Source organism: Alteromonas sp. ASW11-130 (genome assembly GCF_026183735.1).
Classification (GTDB): domain Bacteria; phylum Pseudomonadota; class Gammaproteobacteria; order Enterobacterales; family Alteromonadaceae; genus Alteromonas.
In genome coordinates this window covers 22,531-32,410 of sequence record NZ_JAPFRE010000031.1, presented here as the reverse complement: position 1 = coordinate 32,410, position 9,880 = coordinate 22,531, and the positions used below count along the sequence as shown (strand labels likewise).

The window sequence follows — 9,880 nt, the reverse complement described above, 5'->3', positions numbered from 1 at the left end:
TTCCGTATTGAGCTGGGTGAGATAGAAGCGCAGCTGTGCGCTCAGGCAGGTGTGGACTCCGCCTTAGTGGTGGCCAGAGAGATCGCGGGTAGTCAACAGTTAGTGGGGTACATCAAGCCGGAAGAAAGCTACCAGGATAAAGCTGATTCTGAGGAATTGCGTAACGCATTTATAGCAGAAATTGTAAAAGGGTTACGGGTAACATTGCCTGAGTATATGATGCCGAAAGGTTTCATGGTAGTGAGTGATTGGCCATTGACCCCAAATGGGAAGATCGATAAAAGCGCACTACTATCTCCAAATGTAAGCGGCTTACATGAGGAATACGTAGCACCAAATAATGATATTGAAACAATGATGTGTGAAATCTGGAGTGATTTATTGAATATCTCACGGGATATTGGCGTGAAAGACAATTTCTTTAATATAGGTGGTAACTCTTTGTTGATTACACGACTACAGGGTAAACTTAAAGATGCATTTGGCGTCGAGATGGCGATAAACACCTTATTTAATCACCCAACTATTGCTGAGCAAGCAAGTGTGCTCGAGGTTTACTGGAAAAGTAACGAGTCTGAAGAGCTGCACTCAGAAGAACTAATTGAAGAGGAACTATAAGATGTCAATTGATGTATTAAAGGACGCTAATTTAGCTGGTGTAAGGCTATTTTTGAGTCAAGGCAAGCTTAAGGTCCAAGCTGCTAAGGGCGCATTAACTCCAGAATTAAGAAGCAGCATATTGGCATCTAAGCCCGAAATTATAAATATCTTGAAAGAGCTTGAATCATTTAAAGACAAAGATGAGTCAGAAGTTATAAAACCTGCTCCCATTTCCCCCGATAAAGTGACTCTTTCTTTTCAACAACAAAGACTCTGGGTTCTTAATGAGATCACTCAGGGGTCACCGGATTATAATATGCCGGGCGCTTATTTAATTAATGGCGACTTCGATACAGGCGCGGCAGAAAAAGCAATTAATGAAGTTATTTCCCGACATGATGTATTGCGGACTACTTATCACAATCTTGATGAAGAAATATATTGTAAGATCAGCAAGGGTGTTAAATGTAAAATTGGCCATGTCGATCTATCCCTTTATAAAGGCGATGAAAGAGAAGGTAAGTTAAAAAAACTTTTAGCAGAAAAGTCTACCTATATATTTGATTTGAGCTCTGACCTTTTAATTCAAGCAACCTGGTTTCATTTGGAAGATGGACAAGGGGTACTCTTTTTTAACTTACACCATATCGTAAGTGATGGCTGGTCCACTGATATATTGATGAGAGAGTTTGTTACGATTTACCAGAGTGTAATTCAAAATCAAGACCATGGGTTATTGCCTCTACAGATTCAATACAGCGACTATGCAGTATGGCAGCGTCAGTATATGGATGAGTCACGCATAGAAAAGCAGTTGGCGTTTTGGCAGGAGCGATTAAACGACCTACCTGTCGTTCACAGCCTTCCTCTAGATTTTGCCAGGTCAAAAGCTAAGTTGACCGAAGGGCAAGCTTTTCAAAGTAAAATGTCGCCAGAGTGTTTCGGTCAAATGCAAAAGCTGGCCAGCGAGCATAATATCACTCCCTTTATGCTGGTTCATAGTGTCTTGAGCCTAGTCATTTCCAGGTTCAGTGGATGCAGGGATATTGTCATAGGTACCCCCGTTGCTAATCGCAAAAATAATCAATTGGATGACTTAATCGGATTTTTTATAAATACTTTAGTACTGAGAGTAAATTGTAATGAACAAGCGACTCTGGCTGAATATTTAAAGCAAGTAAGAGACGTAAACTTAGACGCCCAGTCGAACCAAGACATACCTTTTGAACAGCTTATCGAAGCATTAAACCTACCTCGTTCTATGAGTTATACGCCAGTTTTCCAAATTATGCTTTCGATGGACAATACAGAAAAACTAGCAAATTCTGAAGGCTACCTGGATGTAGCTCCTTTTGATTTAGGGGTGACGCAAGCTAAGTATGATATCACATTAAATGTGAGTGCTAATGAGCAGGGGATTTTCCTCAATTGGATTTGGGACAAGTCCATATTCACTCAAACTACCATAGAACTATTGGACACCCATTTCCGGCAATTACTTCAAGGATTTGTAGACAAATCAGGCAGCCGTTTAGTGGACTATAGCTCGTCTGATGAGGAAGAGAAGCAATATCTACTAAAGGAATTAAACCATACAGATGCATCAATCGAAGATTTGTATCCAGTATTAGAAGTTGAGCAAACAGCGAATATTACTCCAGACAAAGTGGCGATTGAGTATGACAACAAAACTGTTTCATACTCGGAGTTAGTCAATAAAGTGAACTTTGTTGCCAGCCGCTTAGTTGAAAAAGGCGTAGAAAAGCAACATCGAGTTGGACTGGCTCTGCCCATGTCGATTGATTTAGTGGTATCAGTCCTGGCTATAATGAAAGTTGGTGCTACTTATGTCCCTATTGATATTCACGCCCCTCAACATCGTATCGACCATATTGTAGACGATTGTAATATGGCGCTATTGCTTACCTCCGCCGATTTCCCTGTAAATACCGATGCAGAAGCTATATTGATAGACCAGGAGCTGAGCGAGTGCACTTCATCAGAAAAACTTGACGTACCATCTTTGCCAATAGCGCAAGATGATATAGCCTACATACTATATACATCCGGCTCTACTGGGCAACCCAAGGGAGTTGCTGTTAAATGGCAAGGTCTTCACAATTATTTAAGCCATTGCGTTGAGAATTACGTAGATGAACAAATTGTTGAGTCAGTAGTCAGTTCACCTTTGACATTCGACGCTACGGTTACCACGTTCTTAACTCCGCTTGTAACTGGTATGAAGTTGCGACTGTTACATGGTGAGCGTGAAGAACTGACAACTAAGTTAGGTGAGTTATTCCTTGATGACTCTGTTCAGCGCCTGTATAAGGTGACTCCGGCCCATTTAGAGGTCCTGATCCATCAGTTTCAAGAGAAAGAAGATAGAGTTACGACAAGCAGCAGATCAACGGTTGTTGTAGGCGGTGAACAGCTCCTGAAAAAAACAGTTTCACCTTTTATGGATACATACACTCCTAACTTCCTGTTTGTTAATGAGTATGGTCCTACTGAAACCGTTGTTGGCTGTTGTGTTAAGTACATTAGAAATGTAGAAGATTTAAATGACTGTGAAGCCGCAGTTTCAATTGGTCGGCCAATTCAGAATATACACCTATATGTCTTAAACGAACAAAACTTGGCCCCATTTGGGGCTGTTGGTGAGTTGTATATCGGTGGTGCCGGAGTAGCGGAAGGTTATCTAAACAAAGATGAACTACAGCAACGTCATTTCATAGACCTTGAGTTGGCATTAGGCAAGCCAGAGCGATTATATCGTACTGGAGATATGGTACGTTATTTGAAAGATGGTTCGCTGGAGTTTTTAGGAAGGAATGACGAGCAGATTAAGCTACGAGGCTTTCGCATCGAACCAAGTGAAATTGAATCTCAGTTATCCGAACACTCTGATATTGATGATGCTGCTGTATTACTTAGTGAACAGCTTGGCAACCCAATGCTAGTTGCATTTGTTGTGGCTCATACAGACAATGCCGAGAAGCTGTACGAAGAGCTTAACGATTGGTGTGCGAAACGTCTAGTTAGTTACATGCGTCCAACCACCTTTAAATTAGTCAATGAGCTACCTTTAACTGCTAACGGTAAAGTGGATAAGCAGAAATTATTGCAATTACCACTTCACATTAATACTACTTCGCAATACGTTGCTCCAACGACAGAGCTCGAAGAAAAACTATGCGATTTGTTTGCTGGCCTTTTAGGTGTTGACCAGGTCGGGGTCAACAATGGTTTTTTTGCATTGGGAGGAGACTCTATATTAGCGATTCAGGCTGTTTCCCGTGCTAAAAAATATGGCGTTGTTTTTACTACTAATATGCTGTTTGAAAACCAAACAGTTGCGAGCCTGGCCAAGGTTGCGAAGAAATCAAGCTCTAAAGTCAAAGGGGTAGAGTTAGAGTCAAATCATTCACCACTGCAACCTGATCAAAAGAGATTTTTTGAGGGGGCAGAACAATGCATGCATAATTGTAATCAAAGTGTTTTGTTAGATGTGCCAAAAGAATTGAATTATGAGGTATTTGAAAGCATTACCTCAGTAATTATTAACAAACACGATGTTCTCAGGCTCCAATTTGAGTATGCAGAGGACCAATGGCGTGCAGAGTATGAACCTATGTCTGAACATCTGGTTAGAAGTTGCCTATTCGAAGAACAGCTTCCAGAACTAGAAGAGGATATCAAAGCATTTGTAATCGAACGTTCTAAACATTATCAAAGCATTCAGAATGTAGAAGATGGCCCTTTAATCAAGTTTGTGCATTTTACTGGCTATCAGTTCAATAAGTTGCTAATGGTTTCACACCAACTGCTCCTTGACCCTGCTTCATGGCAAATATTAATTAACGAGCTACAGCAAGGGATTAGCTCTTACAAAAAAGCAAATAAAGTCGTGCTTGAAAATAAGGGCACATCTTTTCAGTATTGGGGCAATCTATTGGAGAAGGTTGCTAGCTCGGAAGAAACAAAAGCTGAATTGGATTATTGGCATAAGCAATTGGATGTTGTTCCATTTTCTTACAGTGAGAGCAAAGGAGAGATAACTCCGACAAACAAAGCCGCGGCTTTACAGAGTATAGAGTTAAGTGAAGAAGAAACCGTTGCTATACGAAACAATGCAAATTCCCCTTATTCAACCAATATGGTTGAGCTGCTTTTATCCGGACTTTATATTGCAATTTCCAAGTATACGGAAAGCAACGCTCTACCAATTGAAATTCAAGGAACTGGAAGGGAGCAGTTCTTAGAAGATATTGATATTTCAGGAACGGTTGGGTGCTTTACCTCCGCTTTCCCTCATATTCTTGAGTGTGAAACTACTGAAGTAGCGGATGTGATAAAAACGATTAAAGAAAACTTCAGAACCGTACCTCGCAATGGCATTGGATACGGCTTATTGCGATTTTTATCAGGAAGTACGGAGCTGCAAGAGATAGAGCAGAAAAATAAGCCAAGCTTGAGTTTTAGATTCATAGAACGATTTGATTTGACGTCTGACGAGGGAGTCCTATTGGCCCGTGAGAATGAGGCGATAGAACGATGGCCTTTTGAAGATATTGCGGCAATGAATAAACTAGGCTTTACGGCTTGCATCATTAATAACAAGCTGCGTTTGACCGTCGATTATAATAACGGCGCGTACAGTAAAGGCTTTATTTGCAATTTGTTAGAGGAAGTGAGAGAACAATTTAAATCAATCATCACTCATTGCAGAAGCATTGACGGTAAAGTGTTCACACCAACAGATTTTCCATTAGCAAGCGTAAGTCAAACGAAACTAAGCGAATTACAAAAGCGGTACCAAATAGAAGATCTATACCGGGCAACATCAATCCAGGTAGGAATGCTGGCTGCGAATGAATTGGAGTCGTCCGTTTATTTGACTCAAAATTATCCGGGCTTGTCCGGAAAAATTGTTCCAGAGCACTTTGAAAGCGCTTGGCGAAAAGTTGTAGAAAAGTACAGTGTATTTCGCACCATTTTCGTTCCAATTGAAACTGAATTGCATCAACTGGTATTAAAGGATGTGGAGGCAAGTGTTAAAATAGCCGATCTTAGTAAACTCCCCTTAGAGCAACAGGAAAAGGCGTTTGAACAACTGGTTTTAAGTGATGAGAAAAAAGGCTTCGAGTTGGAAAGTCATTTGCTATATCGAATTTGCCTCGTGAAATTAAGTGAAGAAAGATACAAAATCCTGTTCACAAATCACCATGCGATATTAGATGGTTGGTCAATGAATCTTATCTTCGAAACTTTGTTTGAGTACTATTATGCCTTTAGCAATGAGATTGAACCTGACACTACAGCTGAGGTAGATTATGTAGATTATGTTCGTTGGCTGGATTCCAAAGACATAGATGAAGCCCGAAGACATTGGAATGGTTATTTGAGTGGTTATGACAAGTTAGCCGTCTTAAAGTTACCCAAAGCAACGTCGAACGGGGATAGCACATTTGGTGTAACTACAGTTACGCTGGATGAAACTCATACCTCTAAACTACGTGAGTTTGCAAAGTCAGCCAATGTGACATTAAATACGTTGCTTCAGTATGCCTGGGCTACAGTTTTAAAATATTACACCTCGCAAAATGATGTCACTTTTGGTGCTGTAGTCACTGGCCGAACAGACGAAATCAGCGGCGTAGAAAAAATTGTTGGGTTGTTTGTTAATACCATTCCAGTCCGAGTCAAGTTTGGAAATGAAAACCTTGTTGAGTCATTGACGGAGTTGCAAAATGCGTTTCAAAAAGGCGTTTCCTATGCATATACACCATATAACGATATTAAAAAGGAAACTGGCTTAGGCGCTGGCGAAAGTATGTTTGAAACCGTTATTGATTTTAAGAACTTTCCCACAAACGAACATAATGATGCACCAAAACGTGATGATATTAAAATAGAAGCTCTCGATGCGTTTGGTTCAAACAATTACGATATTTCACTAATTGTAGGTGTATACGAAAAACTGATGGTGAACTGTGCCTTTAAAGATAACGTTTTTGAGCGACAATATGTCGAACAAGCAATGCAACATTTTCTTGAGGTTTTGGTTCAACTTAGCGAAGTAGAACAACTAGAAGACATTGCATTGACGATAGATACTGGTGTCACAGAACGCAGCCCTTCAAACGCTGGTTTCTTCACAAATGACGAGTCGCTTCGAGATATATTCGAGTTGCATGCGAAAGAAAAGGAAGAAGATATAGCTTTAGTTGACGAGTTTGCTGAGTTAACTTTCGGTGAGCTAAACGAACGTGCTAATAAAATTGCTCATAAATTACGTGCTCTGGAAGTCAAACCGAATAGTTTTGTCGGGGTTCTTGTTGACAGAACATCTGCAACTTTGGTGAGCATCCTCGGGATACTGAAAGCGGGTGGTGCTTGGGTACCGTTAGACCCAAGTGCGCCGGCAGAAAGAAATAGGTTCATTGTAGATAATGCAAATATTAACCACCTCATCGATTGTTCACAAAGCGCAGATTACTTCGGCAACCATACAGTAGTATGTGAATATCAAGCTATGATGGACGATCAACGTCTTTCTATAACCAATTTGCTACCTCTAAACGCTTCATCTCAATCTGATTTGGCCTATGTGATACATACGTCGGGCTCGACGGGCAAGCCAAAGGGAGTGATGATTGAACATACTGCACTGTTAAACTTGGCTTATTCAATGAGAGCGTTGCTAGACTCAGAGCAGTTGGTGTGGGGAGAAGTCGCTTCTTTTAGCTTCGACGCGTCGGTCCAGAGCATCTGTCATTTATTAATGGGAGGAAAGGTCGTTGTACTGAGTGAAAAAGAGAAACTGGATAACGAGTTACTACAAGCCTGCATTTCAAGGAATGATATTGATATATTAGATTGTACACCGACTCTTGTAGATATGTGGATCGAACAAGGTGCGGCACAGTTTCTGCCAGACCTGATAGTTGGTGGTGAGGCCATTTCAAACAATCTATGGCAACACTTGTTAACAAGAGATAATCGTGCTTTTAATGCGTATGGACCAACAGAGTGCGCTGTGAATAGTTGTATCGCAGAAATTAATACTCCTGAACCGACAATTGGTCATATGATTCCAAATACTTTCGGAGTCGTTGTCGATCAGGCCGGCAATGCTGTGCCTAACGGTGTGGAAGGGGAGCTGTGTATTGGTGGAAAAGGATTGGCTCGAGGGTATGTCAATGATCCTCAAAAAACTGAATATAGCTTCTTAACTTCCAAGCTTCGAAGTTGCGAAGGAGAGAGAATATATAAAACTGGGGACATAGTTCGACGTAAAATGGACGGCTCATTTGAGTATCTTGGACGAAATGATGAGCAAGTCAAATTTAGGGGCTATCGAATTGAAACTGGAGAGATTGCTTCAAAGTTGATGGAGCTAGATAAAGTTAAAGCTGCAACGATTCTGTTAGAAGGTAACGAATTCGAAAAGGAGCTAATCGCTTGTATATGTTGCACTGAGTTATCGGAAAGAAGTCGCTTTGTTGAGGAAATATCGACATATGCGAAAGCTAATCTACCAGGCTATATGGTTCCTCAGAAGTACGTATTAGTGGATGAATGGCCTCTAACATCAAGTGGCAAAGTAGATCGACAAAAACTTTTAGCGCTTCCTGTCGAATCCGTGAAAGCGAAAAGCAAAGCGTTACCAAGCTCAGATGTGGAAAAACTGTTGTGCCAAATGTTTGAAGACATATTAAATGTTGAAGGGATTGGAATTGACGATAACTTCTATGATTTAGGTGGAGACTCTATTCTGGCAATTCGACTAGTTGCAAAGGTGTCTAAAGCGATACGCAAAATCAAAGTCAGGGACATTTTTTCAAATCCAACAATTCGAAAATTAGCGATTGTAATTGAGTTGCAAAATGAAGAGGTTGTTGGAGCCGACAAAATATCCGGTGCTCAAGAGATACTACCTATTCACCAAGAAGTTATTTTCAGTAACTATGATAAAGAGATATTTGATCACTTTAATGTTGCATCATTGTTTAGCCTACCAGGCGATATTGACATAAGCCTTGTAAGAACAACTGCATCACATATATTAAACTCCCACGATGCACTTAGAATTAAGTTCATTAAACAAGGTGAAAAGGTTCATGGTGAGTACATTGAGCTCACAGAAGAATTCATAAACAATGCTTGTGTTGCAGAAACTATACCAGACCACTTCACGGAAGAAGAAATTCAGACTGAATTGAAACGTTTATGTATGGTGCATCAAAAGGGGTTTGATTTAGCTAAAGGGCAAGTATTCAAATTTGTGGTATTCAATGCACCAGATGTCAATAGGTTGCTTATGTTAGCTCACCACGCCGTGGTGGATGTCATCTCGTGGCACATTTTAGTATCTGAAGTAAATAGTTGTTTAGAAAGCCTGCTAGCCGGGGAGGTAATAGCAAGCGCAACAAAAAGTACTTCCTATCAGGAATGGGCAAGTTATCTTCATAATAGCGTAGCGACAGGAACATATGCTCCTGAGATCGACTATTGGGCCTCACAGCTTGCACCTCAAGGTATCAATGTTGACTATGACTTTGATACAGATGTCCCTCCTTTAATGGGACAGCGAGCGTACCAAGCTGTAGTTTTGGATACAAAAGATACGAGAAAATTGCTATCAAGCAGCAAAGTCTACTTTGATGCCGAAATAAATGAGTTGCTGTTATGTGGCTTGTATCTTGGTCTGCGTAAATGGAGAGCAAACGAAGCTTATCGCATTCTGGTTGAGAGTCATGGACGTCATACCACCAATACGGACTATGACCTATCTAATACGGTTGGTTGGTTCACTCAAGCGTATCCACTTAGGTTTGATTTTTCTCCTGAAAATGTTCCAAAAAGTATTTTGGCGGTACAAGAACTTCTTAATGGTGTTCCAAATCAAGGTTTGGGTTATGGTGTACTAAGGTTTTTAGAGCAACACTCAACATTAACTGAGCAGGACAAAGATCCTGTGTTTCAAATCATGTTCAATTACTTAGGTCAGTTCAACTCATTGGTAAACGACTCTACTTTGCTGGAGTTTAGGCCTGAAGATTGTGGGCCGGTAGCGCACCCGGAAATGATCCCCATTGCTCATATGGCCTTTCAAGGTGGTGTCTATGGTGAAAATTTAGCAATGAACATCGAATATGACCGTCGACACTTTAAAACAGAAAGTATCGAGGAGCTGGCTGGCTACATTCAGGGAAGTTTGATCGAAATCATTAAGTTGTCAAAGGATTAGGCAATATCAAATAGTGAGTTTGTT

Annotated in this window: 2 protein-coding genes; both read left to right on the top strand. The window is 40.6% G+C overall.

What is annotated here, in order from left to right; translation table 11 throughout:
• The coding region (locus tag OPS28_RS11840) for a phosphopantetheine-binding protein (RefSeq protein ID WP_265609675.1) at nt 1-618 on the top strand (618 nt) is incomplete at its 5' end.
• A gap of 1 nt (nt 619) precedes the next feature.
• Nucleotides 620-9,856, top strand: a complete 9,237-nt coding sequence (locus tag OPS28_RS11835; RefSeq protein ID WP_265609674.1) for a non-ribosomal peptide synthetase — start codon at nt 620-622, stop codon at nt 9,854-9,856.
• Nucleotides 9,857-9,880: the final 24 nt, after the last annotated feature.